Source organism: Gimesia panareensis, from assembly GCF_007748155.1.
In the GTDB taxonomy this organism is placed as follows: domain Bacteria; phylum Planctomycetota; class Planctomycetia; order Planctomycetales; family Planctomycetaceae; genus Gimesia; species Gimesia panareensis.
Map to the genome: position 1 here is coordinate 100,703 of NZ_CP037421.1, position 25,529 is coordinate 126,231.

Consider the following 25,529-nt stretch of genomic DNA (forward strand, 5'->3'; position numbering starts at 1 on the left):
GTTTAACCTCCGATTAACAGGGACTGGTAAGCAGAAACATCCGTCTGTGCCACCTGTACCAGCTTCAGGTGGGGACGGCCTTCCAGGCTGAACAGAGTCAGCGGTGACTCCTGCTGGTATTCCAGAATCAGGCGAATGGCAGAAGCGCGGGTCGCATCAATGTCCAGCGCGTATTCCACCGCACGCTTCAGTGCGGATAACGGATGGTGTTCCAGCAGGCGCAGCACCTTGATGAACTCCCGCGTGCCGTCTGACTGCAGTTCGGCTTCCAGCCGACGGCGGAGAATGCCCAGACAGACCGGCAGATCCCAGTCTTCCAGGGGGCGGGCATGATCAAAGCCTCCCGGCTTCCGTTCCAGTAAACTCAGGTAATGAATCGGGTTAAAACGGGTCTGTTCCCGTCCCCAGTCCCGCTGGTGCCGGGCGATTAACGTCTCTTCAAACAACAGCCGCACTTCGGTGATGGTGGCCACGATAGTGATCTGACGATGCGCGTATTTTGTGGGAACCGAGTAACTGTTGGTATCAAAGCGGACCAGCGACAGGGAGTCGGCGTGTGCCTGTCCCAGTCGGCAGGCTTCGAACGTCTGCTGTGGCAGGGGCCGCAGGAATTCCCGTTGTTCTTCCGCCAGCAGGCTCTGTTTGGGGGAAGCCTGTCCCCGCAACTGACGCTGCAGATCGTTCCGGCAGCATTGCACTAACTGCTCGTTCAGAGTCTCCAGGGAAGCAACCCGGGGAACGGGGACCAGGAAGTTGCTGCGGGCATAGTCCAGCAACCGCTCGACATGGCCTTTCTCATTCGGTCGTCGTACCAGACAGAAATGATCGTCAAACAGAAAGTGGCTTTTCAGACGCAGGAACTCGGTCGTTACTTTTCGCTCACGGTTCCCTACCAGACTGGCTACTGCGATTTTCGAGTTGTCATAGCTGATCCGCTGCGGTACACCGCCCAGAAATTCAAAGGCCCGCTTGTGTCCTTCCAGAAAGGCTTCCGTACATTCCCGGGGAAAGGCCTGGATAAAAATCGCGTCCGAATAAGGTAACGTCATCACAAACAGGGCGACTTTGGTCAGTGTTCCGTCCAGCCAGACATCGGCAAAGCCGAAGTCCACCTGGGCTTCGCCCGGGGGATGGCGGAGCGGCAGGAAAACCTCGCGGGACTGGGCTTTCCAGTCACGGATGGCTTCCCGGACGATCGTGATTCCACCGGAATACCCGTGTTCGTCCCGCAGACGTTCGAAGATGCGCTTCCCCGTATGGCGCTGTTTGCGATGCACGCTGCGGTCGTTCTGCAGAATCTCATGAATGATCGGCAGAAACGGCTCCAGCTTGGAAGGCCGGGGCTTAGTCAGCCGGTATCCCGGCGGCTCCGAGTAGGTCAGTATTTTTTGCAGCGTGTCCCAGTGAATACCGTACTCGTCACGAGCAGCACGTTGACTGATTTCTCCGGTCAGAACACGCCGACGGATCTCACCCCATAACTCCATATCTGTAATCACCCTTGCCCCCGCTGTTTCCGGATCAGAACTGACTCATATACTGAGAGTCTGACCCAAAACCAACAGGTGGTCATCTGGGCGCTACGTTTTTATACCGATTTGCCACTACCCGACAGGCGCTACGTTTTCTGGCCGCTGTTTACAATACAAACTGTCACACCAAAAGTGGGATGAATCTCGTGGTAAAAACGAACTGGTAGATACCCCAAAAGTTGAGCAAAATGCGAGTATTACGAGTGACTTATCAGTGGCAGAGAGTATTGAAGACTATCTTGCTAGACGAAGTATTTTTTGTGAAGAGTGTGCCGGTCTTCTGGGATATCATGATCCTTTAGCTACTGGTAATCAAGGTACAGTTAATCTTCGCTGCCGAAGTTGTGGGCAGAAAACAAATATGAAAATCGATTCTGTAGACTTTAAAAAATATTTAGTTGATTCATCTGATGTAGAGAATTACAAGGACTGAAGACGTTTTAATGATCTATCAGTTCCCTCATTTTTTTGTATTTCTAGTTTCTTGTGCAATCTTCAAATTTGTTCCTGAGATACAATCTGTCCTACTGACGATCGAAGTGGTGGATGGAGCAACGAAAACCTGACAAGGTTACTCTCGGCTGCCCCTGCCTTTCCTTTCTATCCAGAAACTGTCCGAGACAACATCACACCTCGAGATGTCGAACGCGATTTTCTAAACCCGAATTTTCCATTTGACTTCCCGATCTTTGGCACGCTATTTGCGCCAAACTCTTCAAAACAGGGGTATTCTGCCAAATCATGCCAAGGTGGCAGGGGAACCCCATGGGTGACGCGAAAAACGACGATTTGCGGGTCGGTTTTGACAGCCGGTTGAAGCTGAAATTCTGCGGCAGCAAGGTCACCAGTGATGCCGGACTGCTGGCCTACCGCGAACTCGACGAAGCGTTGGGACTCACTGAAATCGGCGCAGACCTGCTGACCGATTTACGCCTGGGCAGCAACAAGCAGCACTTGTTCGTGCCGCTATTGCGGCAATCGATTTACTGCCGTTTGGCCGGTTATGAAGATGTCAACGACGCCGAGCGTTTGTGCGTCGACCCCGCCATGAGACACGTGGTTGGTGGAAGAGCCAGCCAACCGGAGAAGCAAGCGGCGTCGAGTAGCGAGGTCGGCCGATTCGAGACCGAGACGCTCAGCCAGCGGTATAACCTGACGGCGCTAATGAACTTGTCGGGCCAGTGGATCGATCAGGTGCATCGGCGACGACCGCTGAAAGAACTCAGCTTCAGTGCGCGTTCACTCCGTTCGCCGCGTTCCAGTGCAGAGGGATAAAAGTCGCCATCGCGTGTCTGGGGCACTTGCAGTTCCAGCTTTCCGAGGCGACTTTGAAATGATTTCGGCTTGAAGCCCGTTGGCATAAGAACGGCGCGTTACGCTGCGTTGATACGGTTCGGCACCGAGGTATTCGGAACGTTCCAGCTTCATCGCTTCGTTGAACAGGATCTGGAGTGCTTGCGACATTTCATCGAATCCATGATCGGCCAGAAGCTGGACAGCGTCGAGAATGTTGTTAGATTGTTGTTGGTGGGCCATGGTCGGAGTTCCTTTTCTGTTGTGGAAAACATTAAAAAGAAACCGATCTGGGCCACCCTTTCAAGGGCTCGCCGGAGTGGTGCTTGTTATTTTCGCTATGCTCAAATAACAAGCACCACTCCGCCACACAGATGATTTACAGAAGAGATGTTACAGTAACCGGTTGCGCTGCCCAGGGAAGTCCGACACTGGTCGCTGACGACGCTGCGGGAGAAGCTCGTGAAGATAGGGGCCAAGGTGACGCGGCACTCCAAGTACATCACGTTCCAACTCTCCGAGGTGGCCGTGCTACGGCGGTTGTTCGCGGCCATTCTCGACCGTATTGAACGACTGGCACTGCCGCCACCGCTGGACGAGTGACATGACTCGGGAGCGGAACAAACAGTGAAAAACGAGGTTACTGGCGGAGAGAGTCTGCGCAGAATCAGCCTTCGCCGCTGAAAAACGACTCGACGGGGAGCGATTTAGGCTTGGAGCGGTTCCAGGCTCAACTCATATGGGAAACGTCGGCCTATGTATTGACAAAGCTATATATAAAACATAGGCTGTTACGAATGAAGTTATCAACGCACCAAACACTACTGTTAGTGTATTGCTCAATATTTATCTTGGTCGTGGCCTGTTTATTTGGCGAGCCGAGTATAACTACTTCTCCTGTATCAGATTCAAACTGGCTTTATTTGGAGTTTGAAGAGAGTGAAGATTCTAGTGGAGAAGAGCCGCTAGTACAGGATGTAGAAATCTCAACCGAGATTTCTCTTTCGTATTCCATGATTCATAACGCAGTTTTCAGCGTTAAAGAGTCGGATCGAGATGAAAGTCATGATTCCCGTGGCCCACCTGTTGCGTGCTGTTAAATACGTGGATGCTTTCCGACATAATCACGCTTTTCAATTCGCTTCTATGCTTATTTGCTACACTCGTAAATCACAGGTTTTGATTTATGACAGATCTGCATTAATCAACGCTGTCGAATTATTTATGACTTAGTACGCAATTTCTGAAGAATGTTTTTTACATGTTCTTCTTTCTCCCCGCCTGAGAGCTGTTCTCAGACTCATTCAAAGATATGGATGGTTTATGTTACAAAATGATCCGAATCAGTCTAAGTTTAATTTTCTAAGCTATCTCAATGATTTTAATCCCTGGGACAACATCAAAATCATGCACACCAATGTCCCCAACGATATTCTGGCGGGGATTACGGTGGCCGTCATCGCAATGCCGCTGGCCCTGGCCTTTGGTGTGGCATCAGGCCTGGGGGCCGAAGCCGGAATGTGGGCCGCGATCTGTGGCGGTATCCTGGTGGGGCTGTTTGGTGGTTCCACGACCGGTGTGAGCGGTCCGACAGGGCCTAAGGTGGTTCAGCTGGCCGCGATCATCGCGGCGACGAAACTGGCCAGCGGCCAGCCCGATGTGGTGTTTGCGATGTCGATGGTCTTTCTGAGCGGTCTGATCTGTATCGTGCTGGCGCTGATGAAAATCGGGCGGTTTATCTATTACACCCCCTATTCCGTGGTCTCCGGTTTCATGTGCGGGATCGGCGTGATCATCATGTTGCTCGAGATTCCGCCCATGCTCGGATTTGCCACGCCGAACTCGGTGATGGGAGCGATCAAGCAGATTCCGTATGACATCATGCATGAAAAGCCGCATGCTTTGATTATTTCACTGGCCACATTTGCGACGATTCTCCTCTGGCCCCGGCTGACGAAGAAGCAATGGTTACCGGCCCCGCTGATGGGACTGATTGTCGGAACCAGCCTGGCCCATCTGCTGCAGTTCCGGGACATTGAATATATCGCTTCCATGCCGGTGGGAGTGCCGCACCTGTACTGGCCCGATTTTTCCCGCTTCGGTGATATGATCGGCGGTGCCTTTGCGCTGGCCGGGCTCTGTATCTTTGATTCACTGCTGACCTGTCTGGTGGCGGACAATATGATGAACGAACGACACAACAGTGACCGGGAAATCTTTGGTCAGGGCATTGCGAACTTGGGCTGCGGAATTGTCGGGGGCGTGACTACGGCGACTGCCACCATGCGGACCGTCGCGAATATCAAGTGCGGCGGTAAAACGGGCCTGGCTTCGATTGTGCATGGGCTGGTCCTGCTGGCACTGATGCTCGGACTGGCACCTTATGCCAGTTACATTCCCATGGCCTGCCTGGCAGGGATTCTGCTGAAAGTCGGCATTGATATTATCGACTACCGCGTGCTGCCGGTGCTGCACCGGATGCCGTTCATGGATTCGATCTGCTTCTGGGCCGTGTTGATTCTGACGATTTCGGTCGACCTGCTGGTGGCGATGGGCGTGGGGATTACAATCGCCTTCGTGCGGATCGTGCAGGAACTGGGGCAGGCTTATGAACAGAACGTGGTCAGTCTGACTGAAATTGACCGCCCGCTGCCGGCCGATGTGAGTATCCCGGAGGAACTCAAGGAAAAAGTTCTCAAATTACGACTGGAAGGTCCGCTGTTCTTTGGTGTTTCTGATACAATCTATCGCACTTCTTCAGCCCTGGTTGACTACAAGTATCTGATTATTCGTATGGCCCGCGTTCCGATGGTCGATATGTCGGGCGCTTATTTACTGGATGATATTATCGATAAAGCGCATAAACAGGGGGCCATTGTGTTCTTCACCGGTTTAAGACCACAGGTCGAACGCACACTGTCCCGATTACTGATTATCGAAAAAGTAACCAAAGAAAACTGCCTGGCAACCTTCAACGATGCGATCCTTCACATAGAGGAAATCGAGAAGGACCAGCGTCAATGAAAGGCAAGATGGAATCAGAGGATCTCAGCCGGGTGTAATGCGGTTTCTGGTGATCAACGCCGATCAGAACGGAGGTCACCGCCGATACCATAGTGGAATACTGTCGTCTGACGAGTTTCGAATCAAACGCTGTTATCGTCTATTAGGAAACCATACGCGTGCGAGATGTAGGCAAAGTTTATTGCTTAATGATCTGTTCCATGTGTTTTGTGAACTAATGTGATGATGACCTTCAAGAAAATGATCTTACAAGAATCACATGGATGTTACAAAAAGCCGGGAAAGAATGTCCGTCGTACGGATTCCTGAGTATTTCAGTTACGAATCTTCCGTATCCACTCGAGCGGGTGGCTCAAGTTGTTACTCGATTTGAGTTAATGATGATTGCCAGTCACCTTCATACGCTTACTTTGGCGGGTAGTCAGTATGACTGGTGGCTGGCAACTTTATGTTGCTTTAGTTTAATAGCCTGAGTCTAATTCGACTGTCCTAGGAACCTGTCATGGCAAGCTATCTGGTCATTCTCAACGGGCCTCCCTATGGACGAGAATCACAAGATGTGAGGCATCGTCGGGTGAACTGAATGCCTGGCGGTTCGGGGTGATGGGTTTCTGGCTGATGCTATCGCGGACAAAATTGGAAATTTCAAGACAATATGTCTTCAATGCCATCGTAGTATGAAATCAGCACATCGTTCTGGCATCAATGGACTTCCCCAGTAATAGTGGGCGCGTTGTTAAGGTTAGGTGGCCTGTTCAAACTGTTCGGGGCTTTTATAGCCCAGGGCCGAATGTTTTCGCTTGCGATTATAAAACGTTTCGATGTAGACAAAGACGCTCAAACGCGCCCTCTGACGGGTTGTGTACCGCTCTTGATAGACCAGTTCCTTTTTCAGCGTTGCGAAGAAGGATTCCATGGGGGCATTGTCCCAGCAGTTCCCCTTCCGACTCATGCTGCATTTAATCCCGTGTTCTCTTAACAGCCGTTGATACGCATCACTGGCATACTGACTCCCGCGATCAGAATGAATCAGTAATCCCTCCCCGGGATGCTGCCGGCCGATGGCCATCTTCAAGGCATCAGATACCAGATCTGCTGTCATGGTCTTTGACATCGACCAGCCCACAACCTTTCGGGTATATAAGTCGAGCACGGCAGCCAAATACAACCAGCCCTCATCAGTCCACAAATACGTGATATCACTCACCCAGATCTGGTTGGTTTGCGTGGGAGAGTCGAACTGCTGATTCAATAGATTCCCAACCACCCGCAAATGGTGATTCGAATCCGTTGTGACACAGAACTTCTTCGTCGTTTTGGCACGTATTTCTGCTTCTCGCATCCATTTTGCCACGGTATTCACACTACATTTGCGGCCACGCTCCTGGAGTTCCTGATGAATCCGTGGTGAGCCGTAAACCTGTTGGTTCTCCTGATGGATCGCACGGATTTCCTCAGTCAGCTTCTGCTGACGAAGTTGACGGGTACCCGGCTTGCGTCGTTTCCAGGCATAATAACCGCTCCGTGAAACCTGGAAGGTCTGGCACATGGTAGTGACCTCAAAGGACTGCTCGTGTTCTTCGATAAAGGCAAACCTCATTGATTTTCCTTCGCAAAAAAAACGGTGGCTTTTTTTAAAATATCCCGTTCCATTTTAAGACGACGATTCTCTGCACGTAGCCGCTTCAGTTCTGCTTTTTCATCTTCTGTCAACGAAGACGATTCTTTGCCTTGGGGCATGAATTTCTCTTTCCATTTACGAATCTGGCTGACGTGGACTCCCAGGCTCCGGGCAGCTGCAGCGAGTGAATAGCCCTCTTGAGACACCAGACGCACTGCATCCAGTTTGAATTCCCTGGAATAAACGCGTCGTGATATCTTAGGTTTAGATGCCGATGATTTTGAATTTCTGGACATACTGAACTCCTCTCAGAGAGTATACACTCTCGGGCAGACGCCCACTATTACTGGGGAAGTCCACAATGTAGTTACAATGCATAAGCGGCATATGGTCAATCTATCATTTTAAGATTCAAAATCCAGTGGGGGTAAACCTTGTGTGGGTTCGAGTCCCACCTCCGGTACTATAAAAAGAAAGGACTTACGTCGATCTGGCGTAAGTCCTTTTTTGATGCGCCTCGATTCATCTCGGACACAATTGCATTGAAGTTGCGATGACATTGATCAGTGACCTTCTCCCCGTTTCCAGTTCCATGCGGAATGCGAGAAATTTTGTTATCTTTTATTTTTCGCAGGAGGCTCAGACAGCATGAAACGGAAATGAGATTCAGAAGAGCAGATTGCCTTTGCGTTGCGGCAGCATGAGTCCGGCACTGCGGTAGCGGAGATCGTCAGGAAGACGGGGATCACCGAGCAGACCTTTTACCGTTGGAAGAAGAAGTACGCCGGTCTGGGGGGCGCTGAAGTCCGCAGACTGAAGCAGTTGGAAGAGGAGAACCGGAAGCTCAAACAACTGGTGGCTGACCTGAGACTGGACAAGAGCATGCTCCAGGACGTTCTCAAAAAAAGCCGTGAGGCCCGCTCGTCGTCGTACTCTGATGCAGGTACTGCAGGTTTGCTACGAAGACAGTGCACGGCGTGCCTGCCAGGTGCTCGGCTTCTTGAGGGCCAGTCACCGTTACCAGAGTGTTCTTGATGAACGGGCCGAACTGCGAATGCGACTGCGTGAACTGCCCACCATTCGTGTGCGTTACGGCTATCGACGTCTGCATATCCTGTTACAGCGGGAAGGCTGACGTGTGAATCACAAGCTGGTGTATCGCCTCTAAAAGTCCGAACTAGAAATAGATGCCGGAGAAAGAATACATCGACCATACATTCGTTGTATTGGAGATTGGCGTGCAAAGCGGGTTCTCCCGCACTTTTGATGATTAAGCGTTATTCAGGAACCGGGCTCGCAGTAAATCAAAACTTGCCCGACCGTACATCTGCCGTTTGACCATTTTCAGACGATTGACCTGACCTTCCACCTGGCCATTGCTCCATTCTGATTCCATCGCCGCCTTCACAGCTTGTCCATCCTGTTTGAGATTCTTTCCGAAACGTTGAATCTCGATGGGAGCGTCTTCAGAACAGGCCCTCTCTAACCAATCGTCCCAGCCCGTGCTGTTTTTCTGCTGAATGAATGCTTGAAATTCATGAATCAGTTGGGTTGCTTGAAGGATCTTCGGTGCCTTTAAAAGTTCCTTCACCAGTTTTTTCTCGTTACGTTTCAATTTATCAACGGGTTTCCAAAGTAACCAAGAAAGATGCCTGGAAGAAGGAAGCTGCACCACCCGCAGATTGTTTAACATTCTTTGACAGTCTCCCGGAGTCTGCAGTCTCTTTCTCCAGAGCGTAATCTTTCGACTCACCACAGAGTAAGAACCTTGGAATCCCTGTTCTTTCAACCGTTTCCACAAAACGGTTGCCCTGGTCACTCCTGCATCCCACATTGGTTTCAATTCATCCTGGTAAGGATCAAGACAGCTGGTCCCGGATCGTTTTGCCCGTTCTGGAAAAGCGTCCGCGCGTAAATAGCGTCGCACAGTTCTCCGACCGACTCGAAGCTGACTGGCGATTTTGCGAATGGACATCCCACTCTGATGAAGTTCACAAACCTGTTCATACAGCATCCGTTTTTTACTGCGACTGATATTCTCAGTGTTGGGTGTCGTGGAAGAATTACTAAGTTGCATAGAATCGTGTAGCTGATTTGAAGATAACTGAGATTCACGCTCTGCAACCAGTTTGACACTCTCGCGGACCTGCTTCTGATGGCGGTCAATGACTTTCTGTAAAGTTTCGCGGGCATTTTTTAACAGATGCCAGCGGTCTGCGACCTGTATTGCCTGTGGAGCGCCTTGAGCCGCTCCACAGGCATATTCTCCCCCACGATCACGGCTGATAATTTCCACTCCAGGATGTGAGATCAGCCAGTCTGCCAGGGAATCTGAAGTACGATCCGGAAGCAAATCAATGACCTGACGTTTTTCCAGATTGTAAACAACGGTCAGAAAACGTAGCGCGTGCCGGTTGAAAACCGTAGCGCTGTCTGTGCAGGATTCGTCCTGATGTGGCTGTTTGGGGACGAATGCGTGGTCTTTTGTTATTTCGTCAGTCGCGGTTGCTTGCTTGAGCTTTTTGTGTGCCGCCGTTTGGCGTCCTGTAACCGGTAACTTTCACCAGTGGTTTCCAGGATATGGCAACGATGGGTGAGCCGGTCGAGTGTGGCCCCCGTCAGCCGTTCGCTGCCCAGGACCTCGGTCCAGTTTTCAAAGGGGAGATTGGTCGTTACGATCAGGCTGAAACGTTCGTAAGCCGTGCTGATCACGTCGAACAGCAACTCGGAGCCGAGTTTACTTGCGGGGACATATCCCAGTTCATCCAGAATCAGCAGATCGAGTTTCGCGAGCTGCTTTTTCAGGCGGGTTAACTCCCGCTGTTCGCGGGCTTCCATTAACTGGGTAATCAGTTCTGTGACCTGGTAAAAGCGGACCCGCTTTCCCTGGCCGCAGGCGGCAATCCCCAGGGCGACTGCCAGGTGCGTCTTGCCGGTGCCGGAATTGCCCACCAGCAGGATATTCTCCCGCTGCTCGATAAACTCACCCCGCATCAGTTCGCTGACCAGCAGTTTGTTGAGGCCGGGCTGGACCTGAAAATCGAACGTTTCCAGGGTCTTATACGTCGGGAACTTCGCGGCCTTCAGACGTCGTTCCGCGGCCCGGCGTTCCCGTTCAATCAGTTCCAGTTCACATAACTGTAACAGGAATCCCAGATGGTCGACATTGTCAGTGGCACAACGGGCGGCGATCTTTTCGCATTCTCTGAGGATGGTGGGCAGCCTCAGGTTCTTGAGATGGTGCTGCAGCAGCACCAGGCTTTTGGTTTGTTTTCTGGTCACGTTTAACCTCCGATTAACAGGGACTGGTAAGCAGAAACATCCGTCTGTGCCACCTGTACCAGCTTCAGGTGGGGACGGCCTTCCAGGCTGAACAGAGTCAGCGGTGACTCCTGCTGGTATTCCAGAATCAGGCGAATGGCAGAAGCGCGGGTCGCATCAATGTCCAGCGCGTATTCCACCGCACGCTTCAGTGCGGATAACGGATGGTGTTCCAGCAGGCGCAGCACCTTGATGAACTCCCGCGTGCCGTCTGACTGCAGTTCGGCTTCCAGCCGACGGCGGAGAATGCCCAGACAGACCGGCAGATCCCAGTCTTCCAGGGGGCGGGCATGATCAAAGCCTCCCGGCTTCCGTTCCAGTAAACTCAGGTAATGAATCGGGTTAAAACGGGTCTGTTCCCGTCCCCAGTCCCGCTGGTGCCGGGCGATTAACGTCTCTTCAAACAACAGCCGCACTTCGGTGATGGTGGCCACGATAGTGATCTGACGATGCGCGTATTTTGTGGGAACCGAGTAACTGTTGGTATCAAAGCGGACCAGCGACAGGGAGTCGGCGTGTGCCTGTCCCAGTCGGCAGGCTTCGAACGTCTGCTGTGGCAGGGGCCGCAGGAATTCCCGTTGTTCTTCCGCCAGCAGGCTCTGTTTGGGGGAAGCCTGTCCCCGCAACTGACGCTGCAGATCGTTCCGGCAGCATTGCACTAACTGCTCGTTCAGAGTCTCCAGGGAAGCAACCCGGGGAACGGGGACCAGGAAGTTGCTGCGGGCATAGTCCAGCAACCGCTCGACATGGCCTTTCTCATTCGGTCGTCGTACCAGACAGAAATGATCGTCAAACAGAAAGTGGCTTTTCAGACGCAGGAACTCGGTCGTTACTTTTCGCTCACGGTTCCCTACCAGACTGGCTACTGCGATTTTCGAGTTGTCATAGCTGATCCGCTGCGGTACACCGCCCAGAAATTCAAAGGCCCGCTTGTGTCCTTCCAGAAAGGCTTCCGTACATTCCCGGGGAAAGGCCTGGATAAAAATCGCGTCCGAATAAGGTAACGTCATCACAAACAGGGCGACTTTGGTCAGTGTTCCGTCCAGCCAGACATCGGCAAAGCCGAAGTCCACCTGGGCTTCGCCCGGGGGATGGCGGAGCGGCAGGAAAACCTCGCGGGACTGGGCTTTCCAGTCACGGATGGCTTCCCGGACGATCGTGATTCCACCGGAATACCCGTGTTCGTCCCGCAGACGTTCGAAGATGCGCTTCCCCGTATGGCGCTGTTTGCGATGCACGCTGCGGTCGTTCTGCAGAATCTCATGAATGATCGGCAGAAACGGCTCCAGCTTGGAAGGCCGGGGCTTAGTCAGCCGGTATCCCGGCGGCTCCGAGTAGGTCAGTATTTTTTGCAGCGTGTCCCAGTGAATACCGTACTCGTCACGAGCAGCACGTTGACTGATTTCTCCGGTCAGAACACGCCGACGGATCTCACCCCATAACTCCATATCTGTAATCACCCTTGCCCCCGCTGTTTCCGGATCAGAACTGACTCATATACTGAGAGTCTGACCCAAAACCAACAGGTGGTCATCTGGGCGCTACGTTTTTATACCGATTTGCCACTACCCGACAGGCGCTACGTTTTCTGGCCGCTGTTTACAGAAATAAGTAATATGAGATCAGTTAGTTTGGTCGGCATAATAAAGGGCACTGCTAGCGAATGTAGTATAAATATACTCTTTCTTTTGTCTGCTCGGAGGCTACTACGAAGTTTTTCAATACAACACGTTGATGTCTATTAAAGAAATCAATCTCCTTTAATACTTTAAAACTTTCACCTAAGACAGTTTGAACATGCGAAGCTAGGCCTTCTGGTTCTTGCCTGATATGGCACATAACAATATTCTTATTTTTGATAAAGCAACAAACATTCTGTAAATTTCCGGGGCCTTCGGTCTCTGTGATCAGCATTAAATTGTCAGGTATCTCATGCCGGTTTCCCAGTCGTCGCTGAGTTCCACCAGGACCGCGGTCACCAGCCTCAGCAACGACTCCTCATTGGGAAACAGTCCCGCTACGCGGGTACGCCGTTTTAATTCCTTATTCTGCCGTTCCAGCATGTTTGTGGTTCGCATCCGCTTGCGATGACCGGCAGGGATGGTGAATACGGTCAGTCCTTCCGGGATGTTTTCTTCCGCCCAACTCGCCAGTTTCGGAGCTGTTTTTTCATGAGTGGAAACGAACCGTTTCAGTTCATTCAGCGCATCATCCAGGTCTCTGGCATTAAAGATATTGCGTAATTCTTCGCTCACCTGTTTGCGCAAATGAACCTTGGGAACGTATTGCATCGCGTTTTGCATCAAATGGAACTGGCAACGCTGCCAGGGCGTTCCAGCAAGCATGTTCTGTCGTGCCGCTTTCAGGCCTTCGTGTGCATCACTGACGATCAGCTTCACGCCATGCAGGCCGCGCTGGTTGAGTGAACCCAGGAATTCACGCCAATGGACTTCGGCTTCGGAGAGCGACACAGACACTCCGAGCACGCTCCGGTGACCGCTGGCCAGGACGCCGATCGCAATCAGCACGGCACAGTCCCGCACGCTGCCCTCCACGCGAACTTTTTCATAGCGGGCGTCGAGGATCAGGTATTCCACCTGCCCCAGCGGTCGATTACGCCACGTTTCCAGCTCTTCGTCGAGCAGTTTCGCTGCCCGACTGACCTGTGTACTGGTGACATCAAAGCCACAGAGTTCGGTGGTGATTTTGGCGACCTTACGGGTAGAGACGCCTTGAACATACATTTCAGCGATTGCCAGCTTCAGTGCGCGTTCAACTCCGTTCGCCGCGCTCCAGTGCAGAGGGATAAAAGTCGCCGTCGCGTGTCTGGGGCACCTGCAGTTCCAGCTTTCCGAGGCGACTTTGGAATTGATTTCGGCTTGAAACCCGTTGGCATAAGAACGGCGCGTTACGCTGCGTTGATACGGTTCGGCACCGAGGTATTCGGAACGTTCCAGCTTCATCGCTTCGTTGAACAGGATCTGGAGTGCTTGCGACATTTCATCGAATCCATGATCGGCCAGGAGCTGGACAGCGTCGAGAATGTTGTTAGATTGTTGTTGGTGGGCCATGGTTGGAGTTCCTTTTCTGTTGTGGAAAACATTAAAAAGAAACCGATCTGGCCCACCCTTTCAAGGGCTCGCCGGAGTGGTGCTTGTTATTTTCGCTACGCTCAAATAACAAGCACCACTCCGCCACACAGATAATTTACAGAAGAGATGTTACAGTAACTTATTTTTTCCGTCTGGCAGCTCAATTTCGCAACTACCTCCCATCATCTCGAATAAATGATTGATGAGAGAAGCTATATTCATTCTCATAAATCTCTTCCCATTAGTAATTGACACCCTTGGATAATGAAGACGCATAAAAACCATTTTTATGGTCGACTAATATCATTTCAGTAGCGAGTCTATGATCTCTTTTTCGCCTTACATGGAACACCCCCTTTCATCTGTACCTACCTAAGAGTGAAGCAGCCATTATTACTAACACCAGAACACATCAATAAGTTCATGAGAATATGCGCTGATCACTTAAGATTTTTGCAAATTGTTGTGTGTAGCTAAAGATCCTAGATAAGTTTGATTTTGGGGATACACTGACCGAGAAAATGGTTAGGTCGTTATGTCATTATAATGTGTATTCACTATTGGCTTTTTACTGAGAAATGCGTCTGCAAAAGTTGGAGAGATATCCACTCCAACATTAACAACTTAATGTCAGATGAGGGTAAAGCTAGCCCCCTTTAGGCTCAAACCCATCTCGCGTTTTTGCAGTTTGGATTTCAATTGGCATTCCATTTGTATGATCTCTTCTGACGAAAAAGCCGTTCCAGGCGCTTCATGAATGGATACCTGATTGTCGCTTGGATCTCGGCTTTTAAACGCCACGTTGCCTCCATATCCCGTGCTAAGATATGATCGCCATCGCACCATAAGATATCTTCAACGAAGACAGAGACTGCAAACTGCTCTTTCGTTTTGGAGCAAGTAGGTCGGCCGAGACAGAAGAGGTCAGAGAGGAGACGAACACAGCCATATAAGAACAAGACATTTCTACCAGCTATCCAGACAAACGCAAACCGTTGGAATAGAGCCGATCGGGTTTGTATTTAGCACTCGCACAAGTGAGAACTGTCATGTTTTCTGATTGGTCTCAAAAAACATAATATCTGTCTGCAACTTTGCCTGCACCAGGTTAGCGAGTATAGAACAGGTCTTCGGAACAAGGAGATAAGTAGCTGTGGTGGTAATCGGAATCACTGGTCTTTGCTACAAATTTATGGAGAATCTTTAATGTCATTGAGTTTTGAATAGACTTGATGTACAAGCCAATTAGCGACGATATCTTGAAAACCCTTTTCGTTCATAAATCTTGCAAAGATATCTTCATTCTGGTCCATTCTTTCAACAAAAAGAGATTCCAGTACCTTATCAAAAACCAAGGCGAATTTATCCTCCGGGTTTGCCTTTGCGGCTTGCTGCAATCCTAAATCATCACAGGCAGCTTCGACGATTTGGTCAAAAAATAATTGGTCCGCTTCATTGAAGTCCGTACCAAACCGATCGTTTACCACGTCGATCAGCCGAGAAAGTGGTACCTCTTCTTCCCGAACACTCCCACTACCTACCTCTTTGGGACCATCAAGCGAATTCGCTGTCCCTGTGTTTAAGCTAATTGACCCTTCACTGATCTTTTGCAGTCGGAAGTATTCGAGCCGAATCTCGTCATCGAATGTGTATTGAGGCCCGCTCCGACGCTTGGGAAGTTTTGGAGATAGATGGCGCAAATAGGTGTAGAGCTTTTCCAAATCAGAGTCTTGGTAGGGAATCACTTGACTGAGAAATGTGTAGAGATTGCGAAATGCTCCGAGTTTGCCTCGCCATAGTTCTGCTTCGTTTTCATCGGAATCGAGAAGTTGCTGGAATCGATCCTTGGCTAGATCGAGGATCGTATTCAGTTCCTTATGATCGTTGGGTGACTGCTTACGTTTTGGTTTGAAGAAGACTTTACAAAAGTGGTTAACTTCATCCTGTGTGTAGATTCCAGAGGCATCTAATTCCTCGCGAATTTCGTACATACGGTGCGGGTCAACTTCCTCTCCCATGACCGCACCATCGTAGTACCGTTTGAAAGCCTCTTGGATCTCCGCTCGGTCATTGACGAAATCAAGTACAAAGGTGTCTTCTTTTAACGGATGAGTTCGGTTAAGCCGTGACAGCGTCTGTACCGCTTGTATCCCGGACAGCCGCCGATCGACGTACATCGTGTGTAACAATGGTTGATCAAAACCTGTCTGATATTTCTCTGCGACTAGCAGAACCTGAAATTCAGGAGTCCCAAACCGTTCCGGCAAATCCTTTTCTCGAAGGCCATTATTCATCTGTTCTTCAGTGTATGTCTTCTCGGGAATCTTATCGTCTTGGACTGTCCCAGAAAATGCAACGAGCGACTTAATTGGGTACCCCTTCTTCTTGATGTACTCGTCGAAGCTCTGTTTGTACCGTACTGCCTCTAAACGCGAGCCTGTCAACACCATTGCCTTGGCTCGCCCCCCGATCTTATGGCGAGTTACCGCGTTGAAGTGTTCTACCATCACTTCAGTTTTCTGGGCGATGTTATGTGGGTGTAGTCGCATGAACCGAGCCAGTGCCTTGGCAGCCTTTTTTCGCTCTACTTCGGGATCATCCTCACATGATTTCACCAAACGATAGTATGTCGCGTAAGTCGTATAATTCTTCAGCACGTCCATGATAAAGCCTTCTTCGATGGCTTGCCGCATCGTGTACTTGTGAGAGGCTTCTCCGTCTCGACCAAACATTTTGATCGTTTTGTGTTTTGGCGTGGCCGTGAAAGCAAATAGACTCAAGTTCTCTAGCTGGCCACGTTTGGCCATGCTACGATAAAGTTCGTCGAAGTCCGCTGCACCTTCCTCCAACGCATTCTCGGCTGCCTTCTCGCGAAGTAATCGTCCACCGAGAACCGCCTTTAAATCGGTCGCTGTTTCGCCAGATTGAGAGCTATGAGCCTCGTCAACAATCACCGCACATTTGCGAGTGGGCAATATACCCTCACTTTCGTCACTGCGTTCCTCGGCAAGCTTTACGAGTTGCCGCGTCACAAAGGGAAACTTCTGCAGTGTGCTAATGATTATAGGGACACCATTTTCCAACGCCTCAGCCAGCTGACGGGAATTCTCGTCGATTTTTTGGACTACTCCCTGGCGGTGATCGAACTGATAGATAGTGTCCTGCAACTGACTATCCAGGACCAAGCGGTCAGTAATCACAACCACACTGTCGAACACCCTCTCATTATCAGCGTTGTGCAGTGAAGCCAACCGATGAGCCAGCCAGCCAATCGTATTGCTTTTGCCACTTCCCGCAGAATGCTCGACCAAGTAGTTGTGTCCAACACCTTCAATCCTCGCATTAGCTACCAGCTTTCGGACGGCTTGAAGCTGATGGTATCGAGGAAAGATCATCGATTCCTTTTTAATTTTCTTGCCTTCGTCCGTGCGTCTCTCATCAATTTGCAAGTGTAGGAACCGAGCGAACAAGTCAAGGCAACTTTCACGGGAAAAGACTTCTTCCCAGAGATAGGCTGTTCGGTGCTTACCGTTCTTGCTAACCGGATTTCCAGCTCCCCCATCGGCACCTTGATTGAAAGGAAGAAAGTAAGTCGCTGAACCCGCGAGGCGAGTTGTCATGAAGACAGAGTCTGGATCGACTGTGAAATGAACCAGCGTTCGTCGTTTGAACTCGAAAATCAATTCACGCGGGTCACGGTCCTTTTGATATTGGCGTTTGGCGTCATCCACTGTCTGACCAGTGAGATGGTTCTTCAACTCCATTGTAACTACCGGAATTCCATTGATACTAAGTACCAAATCCAGTGAATTCTTATTCTTGGTGCTGTAGTAGAGCTGTCGCGTCGCGCCAACACAGTTGGTTTGGTATTGAATGGCAAGTTCTGAATTGAGATCGTGAGCCGCTTTGAAGAACGCAACTTGCAAAGTACGCCCGTAGCACTTAAAGCCATGCCGAAGCGTGGCCAGAGAACCATGTGAATCCATCCACTTGCAAAGATCACTCAGAATGCGTTCACCAGTTTTCTCTCCATGTAACGTCTCCAACTTGTCCCACTGTTTCTTCTGTGTGATCTTGATGAAATCAAGTACTCGGTTCGGAAAGATCGCCGTTTCTGGATCAAACTCTGTCGAGTCAACATTAATATATCCATCGCCCAGCAAACTCTCAAATAGCAACGTTTCAAAAGCAGTTTCTGAGATGGGTTTCGACATTCGACTCTCTACCCTTCAAGCACTCGAACCGACAAGGACTTCAATACAAAACAAAAAGAGGCGAGTTTTCCATCAACGTTTGGTTTGTCGAGTGACTGGATGAGTGTTTGAAGCTGCTTCTTTGTAACACGCCTCTTGTCGTTGAGGCCGAAGAAACCAATGATGGCCTTTCTCCGAAGATTACGCACATAGTCTGCATCAAGTCCCAGTTTCTCAATCGTCTTTTGCGCGGCTTCGTCATCTTTAAAACTTGGATGAATGTGTCCGGACCAAGCGAAGGTAAATCTCCTCTCGCAATCCTCGTGCAGCGGTGAAACGAAGAATTCTTCATCCCACCAGCTTTTCTTGAACGGCGCTCCGCACCCTAATGAATCATTGCCTCCGTCATTGGGGAAACAGGCAACTAGATTGCGATATTCGACATCTTCTCCTGGTTCGCATTCCGATTGTGGCTTAAGATGCTCAATGTGACTGGAGGAAGGGGCGATCGAGAGTCCAAGATATGCACACAGGAAATATTGTTCCTTCAATAGAAAGGCCTTTAAGTCAACCTTAACTTCGGTAGGGAGGCACCGATAGGAGAAGTTTTTGAGCTCTCTATTTTCATTGACCCATTTCATGAATGACTTAGGAGGGTTCGTTTTCGTTATTCGCTTCATTTTCAAGCAACTCAATTCGATCCAACATTGACTTCCATTCCTGCAATTCAGGAAATATTCCGATATCTTCTTCGATCTCCATTACCATCGCTCTTGCAGAATCCCAATTCCCGTCGTCAATTGCATCTGCAATCTTGCGCAAATTTTGTTCAATTTCAAAGTCGCGTGGTAGCGCCCCCATGATCCTTTGAAGTACCCAATTACTGTCCATGCCGAAGCTCTGGGTCACCGGTACCCACTTCACCTTGTTGTCCTCTTCATCTCTTTCAAGAGCGCGGATCGAACTTGCATGCGACTGTCCGATAACTTGTGGGGAATGCGTCGTCACAATGAACTGGCAATTCTGAAATGTGTTGGTAAATTGTCGCAACACTTTCCTTTGTATTGTCGGATGCAAATGCAAGTCGATTTCATCAATGAGAATGATTGCTTTGCCATCCTTAATTGGGTCTTTTAAGTCTGGATTCGCGATCGACAAACGACGTGTGATGTCGAATAGAATTGCAAGTATTCCTCTTTCTCCGTCCGACAATTGGTTGATCGCGAGAGGTACCCCCAGTTTATTAATCATCAGTCGCAGAGGTTCCATTTCAAGACGAAGATTTGAGAAATCGCTAAGAAAGGTAGTAACGACGCCCTTCAATGTTTCGAGCACCTTCAAACGTTGCGGTTGATGCTCGTCGGCAAGTTCTTCTTGAACACGGAACCAGTGCATGAAATCTCGTAGTTCGACTGGACGATTTTCGAGCGCTGTTTGATAGGCTCTTTCAACAGAGAATGGTTCTGTAGGCGGCAATACCCTGGGCTTTCCGGGCAACTGTCGTTGTGGTGAAAAATAGATCGCAAGTGGTTGGGAACGGCGTTCCTTAAGCTTTCGTAGTACCTTAGATGTTTCTGCTTGTGCGCTGTCGAGGCCCGTTTTGTCTTCTCCCGCAACAAGATTCTCAAACATTAATGAAACTATGTTGCCTTCGTCGGATTCGGCAACTCGCTGTATCGTGATATGGCAAGTGTGTTCCGCAACCTGGAGCACAGATGACACTTGGAGGGATTTCTTATCCCCAAAAATGTCTTCATCTTTAAAGTAAATTACTTCTTTGCTCGATGGTGTGAAATCGCGGAGGGCGCGAGATAGCATCGCAGTAAGAGCGAGCAAGATTCCTGACTTCCCAACGCCATTAACGCCAGCAATTACGGTCACCCGTTCGTGAAAGTCAAATTCGATCTGCTCGAAGCCACGATAGTTGACAAGATTTATCTTTTTAAGAATCATGCCACCATCTCCTCAATTGGGATTTCGCCAGTAATAGCAGCGGTAATTAAGGCGCTTCTTTTATCTGAAAGCAAAGAGAGTGTCTCATTGAGGGCAAACTTAATGGCCTCCGTTTCGGTTTCAAGGTTGCTCAACTCATCTGCGATGCGTTCCTGTTCGGAAAGCGGTGGAACGGGCAAGATTAGATTTCCAATGTCGGACTTTGTGATATTGTTTGCAAGCCCCTCAGCGCCGCTAATACATCTGCTAATTTGCCAACGAAGACAGTTTGACCCCATTGCCAAAACTAAATAGGCCGGATTCATCTCATGATTTGGAATGAGGCGAAACGTTTTATCCGAAAGTAATAGCCTCGCTTTAGGCATCGATTTTACAAGAGCCACTGAGCCAATCAGATGTATCGAGCCACTAGCTCGCGACATTAGTATGTCTCCACGATTAACCTCAATATCAAGCGGTGGTTCGACGTCGACGGGGAGCAGTTTGTTCTGGGATTCGTCAAAAATGCCGCCGTTCACACACCCAGTCTTCAGGACACCGAATTCACCTTCACCTGCTGGAAAATTATGACACTGCGGCGACCATCCTTGCTGGATTCCTTCCAGTAGATATTTCAGCCTTCTAACGTTCCAGTGCTCTGGTATATCACCTAGGCTTTCATTTCCCGATGGCCTTCGACGTACCTTCGGGTCAAGTCCCTGCGTAACCAATTGTGTAATCGCTGCGGAGCGTTTCCTGTCCAATATCACCAACATTTCATTCTTTTCAGCGATGAGTTCGTCTAGAAGGAAAGTCTCGCGTTCGAGGAATTCGACTACGTCATGCTGCTCTTTAAGTGGCGGAATTGGTAGTTGGAGCTTTCCAATTCCATCCTGGGGCAGCCCAAATCGGGTCACACCTTTTGCCGAAAGCTCTAACTGCTGTCTAATTGTCTTGGATTGCAAACAGCGAAACAGAAAGTGTCCACTTATCGTCTCTGGCCTTCCACGAAGTATGGCTAGGTGGTAGCCACAAACCACATCATCCCCACTCTGTATGACAAGGGCCGGAACACCGATGTCTTCCCATGTCTCCGAGTCTTTAGTGATAATCACGTCACCAACGTTCAGTCGAAATCGCTCAATTTCATGCTCAGTTGCTGTAGCCTTCATGAGATTCATCTTACTTGCGTCAATAAACTCATTCTTATAGACGTCCATATAATTGCACAAGCGAACGGGAATTTCATTGTCGTGTGCGTGCTTATCAATATTGCTAACTTGGTGTGAAGCGGCGAATTTCAATGGAAGGACTTTCCAGTGATTCGGGAGCTGCGAAAGTCCGTGTGCCCGAATTTTCATAGTTCCCCCCGCCCTAGCAGCTCTACTATCCGTTTTTCAGCTCTAGCGAGTTCGGCATTGATTTCGCAAAGGCTTGGAGGCGACTTGTACCTAAAGAATTCTCGGTTAAAGTTGATTTCGTAGCCAACTTTGCCAATCCCCTCGTCTAATTCGTCTCGGGCACTTTTGGACCCTCGATCAATCCACGAATCCTGAACAAATGGCCGAACTTCGCGCAAAAAGAAATCGACGACGTGCTCTTTCAGCGGAATGTTCTCGTAGTCGCGGAGATCGGAGTCTGCTTCGTACTCAATCGCATCCTTTGACGGGCCACAGTACAATCCAACTGTTGCCGCCAACTCGCTCTTATCAAGCTTAGCTTGTAGCTCTTGCATGGGGAAAGCGGCTGTCGCATCGAAATCAAACTTCTTGAACCGCCTAGCAATCACCGGTTCGGCGGTTGAATCGACCGTCGTGTAGCACTCGCGAAAAAGCTTCTTGGAAGCAGAAGTCCATTTTATCTCCTGGTGATTAGCAACTTCCTGAACTGTCTCCCATACTTCGTTCCAATCGAGATGTGGGTCTGTACCTAGCTCCGATTCTATTGCTCGGACCATATCGAGAAACTTTGGGTACGCATCCAAAAACGACTCGGTCGCTTCTTGAGTGATCTGAAACCGCAATCGTAAAGGTCGCTCGATGATCACTCGCCGATATCCGAAGTCAGCGTTGTTGAACATCTTGCACGTATCTGACGTTCTCTTTGATCCGTGCTCACGCGAAATCGCTTCTATGGATTTGTCGTCGATATATCGCCGTTTGTCACCTAACGAACGCCGCATCGGTTTATATCGCTGACGAGCGTCAATAAGCTGAATCTTACCCCGTCGGTCTTCGGCTTTGCGATTAGTGACGATCCAAATGAATGTGCCGATACCCGTGTTGTAAAACATCTGCTCTGGCAGCGCCACGATTGCTTCGAGCCAGTCGTTTTCAATAATCTGTCGGCGAATCTCACTCTCCCCCGAACCAGCTCCGCCGGTAAACAACGGCGACCCATTAAAAACGATCGCACATCGCGAACCGATCTTTTTCTCCTCTGGGTTGATCTCCTGAAAGTGACCAATCATGTAGAGCAAGAACAATAATGCTCCATCATTCACTCTTGGAAGCTTACCTTTGTACCCGTGGAAATTGGATAACCGATCTAGTTCTTTTTTCTCCGCTTTCCAGTCAACGCCGAATGGTGGATTGGCAATCAGGTAATCAAACTCCATACCCACGAAGCTGTCCTCCGTAAGTGTGTTTCCCAGTTCGATTTGTCCATCGTTCTGCCCTTTAATCAGCAAGTCGGATGCAGCCACAGCGTATGATCGAGCGTTGTAATCTTGTCCGTAGACTTGGACATTTGCGTTGTGGTTGTGTTCCTTGATCCAGTTTTCAGCCTCGGACAACATCCCGCCTGTTCCACACGCAGGGTCACAAATCGTTGCAAGTATTCCAGGTGTTGTGAGAATATGATCGTCGGGTTCAAGCAGCAGATTCACCATAAGGCGGATGACTTCGCGTGGTGTGAAGTGGTCACCCGCGGTCTCGTTCGCTGCTTCATTGAACCTCCGAATCAGATCCTCAAAGAGATGCCCCATGGCGTGGGTGTCTAGCTGTCCCAAGTCTATATCGGCAAACTTCGAGACAACAAGGTAAAGACGATTCGCTTCTTCGAGCTTTTCGATTTCCTTAGTGAAGTCGAAGCGATCAAAGATCTGCCGCACATTCTCCGAGTATCCGGCGATGTAGTCTGCAAGGTGTCGCCCAATGTGGTCTGGATCGCCTTTCAGCTTCTCGAAATCGAGCTCACTGTGATTATGGAAACCAATGTCCTTGCCGTCTCCGGCGACTCGATTCAGCTTCGGATCGTGGACGTTAGCTTTGTATTCCTTGATACGTTTGAAGGATGCAAGAACCTTTGGCTTGGTTTCCGCAAGCACACAATCAAATCGCCGCAACACAACCATAGGCAGCATGACGCGTTCATACTGAGGAGGGCGATATGGCCCCCGTAACAGGTCAGCGATTTGCCAGACGAAATTTGCAAGTTCTTGGTGTGTCATAGAATCCGTTATTTAATTCTTTCAATATTTGCCATAAGCCGTATTTTCGCCAGTCTATCCGAAGTGTCGAGTCGGGATTATAGGCTGGAGGACCATTAAATATTACGGCTCCTTCGCATTTCGATTCACTACTATCTTGGAACCTGTCGAAGCACTTACCGAGTAATAAGTGGTATTCATTTGCTGGTGAGCCAGCGCCTCAGGACTACCCTGTCTTCAGCCCGGTGATACAGTATTTCTTAGGTAAACCTCCAAGTTCAAGGACCTTTCAAATTCTACCAAAGTCTACCATGTGTTGATATTCTAACGTATAACAATCGGAGTGCTATCTGTTAAACATCCCCAACAACCCTCAAATGTGATAGTAGTATAATCTGCGTTTTCACAACTTATGAATTTAGATCCAATAAAATGCCACAAAGGGATCGCACTTTAAGGTTTGTCGGAGCATATTGATTTGTGCTTTTCACAGGACCTTGTACGCCTTTATAACAGGCGTTTGTCAGGACGGATGGGGGTTGAGAGGTATTGGCTGGTGAGAACGAAAGAATGGGCTCGCAAAGGTAATTAGCTGGGGAGCATCATTTGGCAACCTTCTTAAACCAAGTTAGCAAAAGCCGATTGGCTCAGATTGTGTGACACTAGCGTTTTTCTTCAACACGAGCAATCAGCTCCGAGGCCTTAATACCCATTGCATCGCAGAGACGAAATAAAACATCCACCGTCGGTGATTTCTTATTTCTTTCCAGCTGGCTAATGTAGGTACGATCTAACCCAGCCTCGAAGGCAAGCGCCTCCTGGGTCATTCCAGCTTCTTCTCGAAAGTGCCGTAATACATCTCCTAGCATGAGTGGAGACTATCTGGCGTTTGTTGACCTGTCTGTGGACTTTAGTCTACAATCCTGGGCAGTGTTCACAAGTTACCTTATTGCGCCTGTATCTACTGGAGAAGACATGAGTTCTGGAAAACAAAGACCTACATCGCGGTCCACAAAAGAAGGCTGTGCTATCCCATTCTTACTTATTTTTGGGATGTTTCTATTCACAGGTATTTTGATGGCTGCGCGACCATTTGGAGGAGCTTTACTGGCTCTAGCTGTAATCTGCGGTGCCATTACTTTATATGTGAAGCCAGAGTGGCAAGACATGGTGTTCGAGCCACTCGGCGTTAAAACAAAACTTAATCGGTATGCGGTACTCGGAATTACGATTTTCTTTATGTTGATATCTTTTGTATCAACGGACAAAGAGGAGGCTGATGAACTTTGGGCCAAAGGGAATAAATCTGAAGCAGTTGAACTTTATGTCTCTGAATTAGAAGGAACATTTTCACCAAACCCAGAAATCCTAGCTCGGGTAATTGAGTTCTATTTTGAAAATGGTAACAAGGAGAAGGCCGAAGAGTTTTGCAACATGGCGATTGAAACTGATGTTGAGCTGTCGCCCCAGTCAAAAGAAATCCGCGACTTTGTTGCTTCAGTGCGGGAAGAGTATGCTCGTAAAGTGGAGCAAGATAAATTAGACGAGGAAGCCAAAAATAAAGTTGAATTAGCAAAGAGGGAAGCCGAGCAAGAAAACCAAAAGCGTGAATCAGAAGAGGAAACCCGAAAACGCCTGGATACGTTCATAGCTGCGTTGAAGGTTGCAGAGGTTACGATAGTTAAAAGTGTCAGAGTGCAAGAGATCTCAAATGGGATTTGGGAAGCAGAGATCGAGGTTAGAAATAACTGGCATATCAAACCGTATCAAGTCCGACTTCAAGATGCACAAAATCTTTGGAGTGCCTGGGCCAAAATTGCATCACCCCAAGAGCCCGATTCTGCTCGAATCAAGATTGTTGATATCAATGGGAATGAAGTTGGTGGTTCGCGTGTGTTAGCCGGTTCCTTGATCTGGGTACAAGAAAACTGATGGTCTACAATGAGCCAATAGAACTCCGAACAGTTGTGTCGCTCTCACAAGTATGTCTGGATACAATACGCGAGGGGCAGCACGGTTTGGGATTGATCCCCTGAACCGGGTTTGTTTGCCTTCGACCGGCGAGCCGGCTGCCCCTCTTTGTTTTATTAT

General features: G+C 49.4%; 15 protein-coding genes and 3 pseudogenes. 5 read left to right on the forward strand and 13 right to left on the reverse strand.

The annotated features are described in order from the left end of the window. Nucleotides 1-2 precede the first annotated feature (2 nt). The gene (gene istA / locus Enr10x_RS00450; RefSeq protein WP_145447831.1) at nucleotides 3-1,487 is read right to left on the reverse strand and encodes an IS21 family transposase; all 1,485 of its coding nucleotides are present in this window, start codon (nucleotides 1,485-1,487) and stop codon (nucleotides 3-5) included. Nucleotides 1,488-2,297: 810 nt separating this feature from the next. Between istA (Enr10x_RS00450) and Enr10x_RS00455 the strand changes: the two genes are divergently transcribed. Beyond that, nucleotides 2,298-2,807, forward strand: coding sequence for a transposase (locus tag Enr10x_RS00455; protein ID WP_197996171.1), 510 nt, complete (start codon nucleotides 2,298-2,300; stop codon nucleotides 2,805-2,807). Here Enr10x_RS00455 and Enr10x_RS30745 read toward each other — a convergent pair. Next, a pseudogene (locus Enr10x_RS30745) lies at nucleotides 2,753-3,068 on the reverse strand (transposase); the annotation flags it as partial. The gene Enr10x_RS00455 and the pseudogene Enr10x_RS30745 overlap by 55 nt on opposite strands. Nucleotides 3,069-3,236: 168 nt before the next feature. Between Enr10x_RS30745 and Enr10x_RS30480 the strand changes: the two are divergent. Further along, complete coding sequence (locus Enr10x_RS30480; protein ID WP_145116441.1) at nucleotides 3,237-3,428, forward strand: transposase; 192 nt, start codon at nucleotides 3,237-3,239, stop codon at nucleotides 3,426-3,428. Between the two features lie 720 nt (nucleotides 3,429-4,148). Further along, a complete protein-coding gene (locus Enr10x_RS00475) occupies nucleotides 4,149-5,849 on the forward strand; it encodes a SulP family inorganic anion transporter (RefSeq protein ID WP_145113059.1) in 1,701 nt (566 codons plus the stop codon). A 742-nt stretch (nucleotides 5,850-6,591) separates the two neighbouring features. Here the strand turns inward: Enr10x_RS00475 and Enr10x_RS00480 are convergent. After that, nucleotides 6,592-7,766 (reverse strand): IS3 family transposase gene (locus Enr10x_RS00480; protein WP_232093184.1). Its coding sequence is split into 2 segments (ribosomal slippage): nucleotides 6,592-7,487 and nucleotides 7,487-7,766, totalling 1,176 coding nucleotides; the frame shifts between segments, so codons are not numbered across the junction. Nucleotides 7,767-8,148: 382 nt separating this feature from the next. Here Enr10x_RS00480 and Enr10x_RS00485 point away from each other — a divergent pair. Continuing rightward, nucleotides 8,149-8,602 (forward strand): annotated as a pseudogene (locus Enr10x_RS00485) (transposase); the annotation flags it as partial. A gap of 138 nt (nucleotides 8,603-8,740) precedes the next feature. On the opposite strand, the pseudogene Enr10x_RS00490 reads toward Enr10x_RS00485, so the two are convergent. The 10 genes and pseudogenes from Enr10x_RS00490 to Enr10x_RS00535 all read right to left on the reverse strand — a co-directional run. Then, nucleotides 8,741-9,847 (reverse strand): annotated as a pseudogene (locus tag Enr10x_RS00490) (ISL3 family transposase); the annotation flags it as partial. 110 nt (nucleotides 9,848-9,957) lie between these two features. Further along, nucleotides 9,958-10,752, reverse strand: coding sequence for an IS21-like element helper ATPase IstB (gene istB / locus Enr10x_RS00495; RefSeq protein ID WP_145447830.1), 795 nt, complete (start codon nucleotides 10,750-10,752; stop codon nucleotides 9,958-9,960). A gap of 2 nt (nucleotides 10,753-10,754) precedes the next feature. After that, entirely contained in the window at nucleotides 10,755-12,239 is a 1,485-nt protein-coding gene (gene istA / locus Enr10x_RS00500) for an IS21 family transposase (protein ID WP_145447831.1), read from the reverse strand. A 465-nt stretch (nucleotides 12,240-12,704) separates the two neighbouring features. Continuing rightward, nucleotides 12,705-13,862 carry an IS256 family transposase gene (locus Enr10x_RS00505; RefSeq protein WP_232093022.1) on the reverse strand — a complete coding sequence of 386 codons (1,158 nt, stop codon included), beginning with the start codon at nucleotides 13,860-13,862 and terminating at the stop codon, nucleotides 12,705-12,707. 1,211 nt (nucleotides 13,863-15,073) lie between these two features. Beyond that, a complete protein-coding gene (locus tag Enr10x_RS00510) occupies nucleotides 15,074-18,097 on the reverse strand; it encodes a type I restriction endonuclease subunit R (RefSeq protein WP_145447835.1) in 3,024 nt (1,007 codons plus the stop codon). Nucleotides 18,098-18,105: 8 nt separating this feature from the next. Beyond that, the gene (locus Enr10x_RS00515) at nucleotides 18,106-18,717 is read right to left on the reverse strand and encodes a retron system putative HNH endonuclease (protein ID WP_197997432.1); all 612 of its coding nucleotides are present in this window, start codon (nucleotides 18,715-18,717) and stop codon (nucleotides 18,106-18,108) included. A gap of 7 nt (nucleotides 18,718-18,724) precedes the next feature. Beyond that, a complete protein-coding gene (locus Enr10x_RS00520; RefSeq protein ID WP_145447837.1) occupies nucleotides 18,725-20,029 on the reverse strand; it encodes an AAA family ATPase in 1,305 nt (434 codons plus the stop codon). Beyond that, nucleotides 20,026-21,369 (reverse strand): restriction endonuclease subunit S, encoded by a 1,344-nt coding sequence (locus Enr10x_RS00525; RefSeq protein ID WP_145447838.1) that lies wholly within the window; start codon nucleotides 21,367-21,369, stop codon nucleotides 20,026-20,028. Before Enr10x_RS00525 ends, Enr10x_RS00520 begins: the two co-directional genes overlap by 4 nt. After that, on the reverse strand, nucleotides 21,366-23,459 hold the full coding sequence (locus Enr10x_RS00530; RefSeq protein WP_145447839.1) for a type I restriction-modification system subunit M: 2,094 nt from the start codon (nucleotides 23,457-23,459) through the stop codon (nucleotides 21,366-21,368). Before Enr10x_RS00530 ends, Enr10x_RS00525 begins: the two co-directional genes overlap by 4 nt. Nucleotides 23,460-24,100: 641 nt before the next feature. Then, on the reverse strand, nucleotides 24,101-24,307 hold the full coding sequence (locus tag Enr10x_RS00535) for a helix-turn-helix domain-containing protein (protein WP_145447840.1): 207 nt from the start codon (nucleotides 24,305-24,307) through the stop codon (nucleotides 24,101-24,103). Nucleotides 24,308-24,413: 106 nt separating this feature from the next. Between Enr10x_RS00535 and Enr10x_RS00540 the strand changes: the two genes are divergently transcribed. Then, on the forward strand, nucleotides 24,414-25,370 hold the full coding sequence (locus tag Enr10x_RS00540) for a hypothetical protein (protein ID WP_145447841.1): 957 nt from the start codon (nucleotides 24,414-24,416) through the stop codon (nucleotides 25,368-25,370). Nucleotides 25,371-25,529: the final 159 nt, after the last annotated feature.

Excerpts from the sequence above, each read along its gene's own strand:
- Enr10x_RS00455 (WP_197996171.1), top strand. The coding sequence starts at position 2,298 with ATGGGTGACGCGAAAAACGACGATTTGCGGGTCGGTTTTGACAGCCGG.
- Enr10x_RS00475 (WP_145113059.1), top strand. The coding sequence starts at position 4,149 with ATGTTACAAAATGATCCGAATCAGTCTAAGTTTAATTTTCTAAGCTAT.
- Enr10x_RS00515 (WP_197997432.1), bottom strand. The coding sequence starts at position 18,717 with ATGAAATGGGTCAATGAAAATAGAGAGCTCAAAAACTTCTCCTATCGG.
- Enr10x_RS00520 (WP_145447837.1), bottom strand. The coding sequence starts at position 20,029 with ATGATTCTTAAAAAGATAAATCTTGTCAACTATCGTGGCTTCGAGCAG.
- Enr10x_RS00530 (WP_145447839.1), bottom strand. The coding sequence starts at position 23,459 with ATGACACACCAAGAACTTGCAAATTTCGTCTGGCAAATCGCTGACCTG.
- Enr10x_RS00525 (WP_145447838.1), bottom strand. The coding sequence starts at position 21,369 with ATGAAAATTCGGGCACACGGACTTTCGCAGCTCCCGAATCACTGGAAA.
- Enr10x_RS00505 (WP_232093022.1), bottom strand. The coding sequence starts at position 13,862 with ATGGCCCACCAACAACAATCTAACAACATTCTCGACGCTGTCCAGCTC.
- Enr10x_RS00540 (WP_145447841.1), top strand. The coding sequence starts at position 24,414 with ATGAGTTCTGGAAAACAAAGACCTACATCGCGGTCCACAAAAGAAGGC.
- istA (WP_145447831.1), bottom strand. The coding sequence starts at position 1,487 with ATGGAGTTATGGGGTGAGATCCGTCGGCGTGTTCTGACCGGAGAAATC.
- Enr10x_RS00535 (WP_145447840.1), bottom strand. The coding sequence starts at position 24,307 with ATGCTAGGAGATGTATTACGGCACTTTCGAGAAGAAGCTGGAATGACC.
- Enr10x_RS00510 (WP_145447835.1), bottom strand. The coding sequence starts at position 18,097 with ATGTCGAAACCCATCTCAGAAACTGCTTTTGAAACGTTGCTATTTGAG.
- istA (WP_145447831.1), bottom strand. The coding sequence starts at position 12,239 with ATGGAGTTATGGGGTGAGATCCGTCGGCGTGTTCTGACCGGAGAAATC.